Here is a 2,777-nt window from a genome sequence, read left to right on the forward strand (position 1 = left end):
TCAGAGCCGCGGTGGCCGTTGCCGGGGGAATGCCCGGCAGTGTCGACGACGCCGTATTAGCGGAAGACGCGGTGATGCTGGTGGATCCGGACAGGGTCGCCCCGGCGGTGGTGTCTGCGGCGTTTGCCGCTGCGCAGCCGGCGGCGAGTAGTCCGCCGGCGAAGAGGGTGCCCAGAAGGCCCCTGCGAAGGTTGGTAATCATGATGGTGTCTCCTGTGAAGTTGGGATCGGGGCGCAGGTCAGCTGCCCGAAGTGTCGTGTTCTGCCTCCGGAGGGCAGACAGGACTCAACTAGCCAGGAGAGGAACCAGGGTCGAAGGAGACCGGTGACGGCGCGTGCTCGGAGTATCCAAGTGCGCGGCTCGAGCCGGCAACGCGGACGTGGATGACGTGCGAGGCCAACCACGCCGCCGGTCCGGAAGAGCCCGCCGACTGCGCGTTACTTCCACCCGAACCGGGAAGGACGAGTCCTTCAAACGGTGGGTCCAACGTGGGGGCTGCTGGCTTGGGCTCCCCAACCATGGGCTCCGCACCCTCGCCATGCCACCACAAAAGTTGCGGGATAGCGCGAAGGTCAATGACCGTGATGCTCAAAAAAGCCTTGGAGACGGTGTCGCCATTGCTGGGTGAAGCCATTTCCGCCACCGTGCTGGCACCAGCAAAGAAGGACAGCTGCGCGCCGGGAACCTCGCCTGCGGCGTCCGGGGTTAGGGGCTGGACGACGGGGCCGCCGGCAACACCCCGGGGGAGGGTGAAAGGCGCCGGTACCGCCCCCGCGACCAGATCTGTCACCGGCTTGAGCATTGCCGGATCTGTTAGTGACCCAAGCGCTGGTTGAAGGGCTGGCACGGTATCCGAAAGCGGAGTAACGACGTCTCTGGCAATTCCGGTGACAGCGTGATATTCAATCGCAGCGACCGGTGAAATAGCGGGAACAGCAACGACGGGAACCGCTTGCATCACCACGGGCAGGGATGCAGCCGGCTTCTCCTTCGGTATCACGACTACGCCGATCGCGTGCCCCGGAACGCCGCTCTGGGAAGATCTATTGCCGGGAAGTGGAAGATCCGCAGCAACATCGCGGCGCGGTGTCGATACGGAGGACGTTATGCCGCTCGGAGAGGATGGAGTGTTATGCGGGGAATCCGCTGTAGCGGCGGTGGAAGAGAACGTCAACCAAGCCAAAGCGGCTGCACCCGCGAGAAGCACCGCACGGACAGCACACCAAAGTGAACGAGCTTGACTCATGCGTACCACCCCCAGTAGCGGTGCATTCGACTTATCGCCAGCGTAAGACCAGATGATGGCGTCTGTCTAGGGAAAATGGTGAACAGGCGTCCTTGTCCTGCCGCCGGTTTCACAGGGGAAGGCAGCGCTGGAGGTCACTCGGCCCCGGAGGCGAGTGACCTCAACGGAGCCGCAGGCATCTCCCTCGTGAAACTGGGATCAGCCATAGTAGATGAGGTCCGCCGCCGCGTGCAGAAGGAAACCCTGGGCACCGCGGCCGCAAGGGCGAACCGTTCTAGGGGATCCGCCGGACCCTGCAGATCGGCGCCGAACACCACACCGACAAACAATCCGCCCGGCTCCACGCGAAACTCACCCTCGGGGACCCGGACCACGAAGTCCCGAGTGGGCCGGACACTCACAATGGAAGGCGGCGATCCTGGCATACTTCGACACCCACGGCGCGTCCAAACGGGCCCCACCGAAGCGATCAACGGTCATCGAAACTACCCGCAGAATCACCCGCGGCTTCCGCGACTTCACCAACTACAGACTCAGATGCCTACTCGCCGCCAACGGCCACCGCCCCTACCGGATCAAACAGACCAACCATGCCTCAATGCGAAGGGCCCGCAAAGGGCTCACTCGTTTCGAACCTGCGCGTCCTCCCAGCCAACGTCCGTCTGCAGGACCAGACGGACGTTGTCGAGCGTCATTGCGCTTCGGATCTCGAGCTGGCGACTGATCCAAGGGCCGTCGTCGACGAGCCCGACACGAATCCCAGGGGTACATCCTGTCCCAACCACCTGCTCCCCTCAGATATCCGCATGCAGCCCAGCCCGTTCTTTCAGGCGACGGGGCCCTCCTAGCAAGACGGAGAGGCCTCTGCTCTCTCGCGGTTGGCCACCACGGCAGGCTCCAGCAGCCTGGTTTCGGCCATGTCCCGCATAAAGACCACTGGAGGCGGCCGGAAGTCTTCTCTCCAGCCGCGGCTGCCGCCACGGGAGCCGCGGCGTGTCATAGGACAGCCGGCCGCGAAGCCGTGCAGTATGTGGGTGCCGGGAGAGCACCCGAGGAGGGAGACACGCACCAGAAGCCGCCACGGCTAATAAAGCCGCCGCGCGCATGTACCGACATGATCACTTCGGCCAACAGCGCTCAGGGGATTCTTCGCCGTAACCGGATGCTACCCCTGCCGGGCGGAATGGCATTCATGCTGGCTCTAAAGTTAAGCAGACCGCTTACAAATGGGGGTTCACGACCAATAGTTAATTCACGGTTTCCCAGGGAAATCGGTGGAGACTAAACCACGAGTGAATAACCTCCTGGTTCGGCTTTTAGCCACCGGGGAGGCCGTCCGGTGTCGCCGAGCTTTTCCCGAAGGCTCATGACCAGAAAGTCAATAGCGCGCTCTTCCCTGCGGCTTATCGGTTCACCAGTTTCATAATGGGCTGCGCGCATTTTTTGGGCCAGGTCGGCGTTGCTGCGGTGCACCCACGTGCTCTCCATGAGCGTGTGCAGAAGATCGAACTCCGGCGGAGTCAGCTCAAG

Annotated in this window: 2 protein-coding genes and 1 pseudogene; all 3 read right to left on the reverse strand. The window is 63.0% G+C overall.

The annotated features are described in order from the left end of the window. Positions 1-202: pseudogene (locus tag AB0313_RS21035) on the reverse strand (DUF320 domain-containing protein); the annotation flags it as partial. A gap of 88 nt (positions 203-290) precedes the next feature. Further along, complete coding sequence (locus AB0313_RS21040; RefSeq protein ID WP_366308166.1) at positions 291-791, reverse strand: hypothetical protein; 501 nt, start codon at positions 789-791, stop codon at positions 291-293. Positions 792-2,528: 1,737 nt separating this feature from the next. Beyond that, the coding region (locus tag AB0313_RS21045; protein WP_366308168.1) for a helix-turn-helix domain-containing protein at positions 2,529-2,777 on the reverse strand (249 nt) is incomplete at its 5' end.

Origin of the sequence: Pseudarthrobacter sp. NPDC080039 (genome assembly GCF_040702335.1) — a bacterium.
Lineage (GTDB): Bacteria > Actinomycetota > Actinomycetes > Actinomycetales > Micrococcaceae > Arthrobacter > Arthrobacter enclensis_A.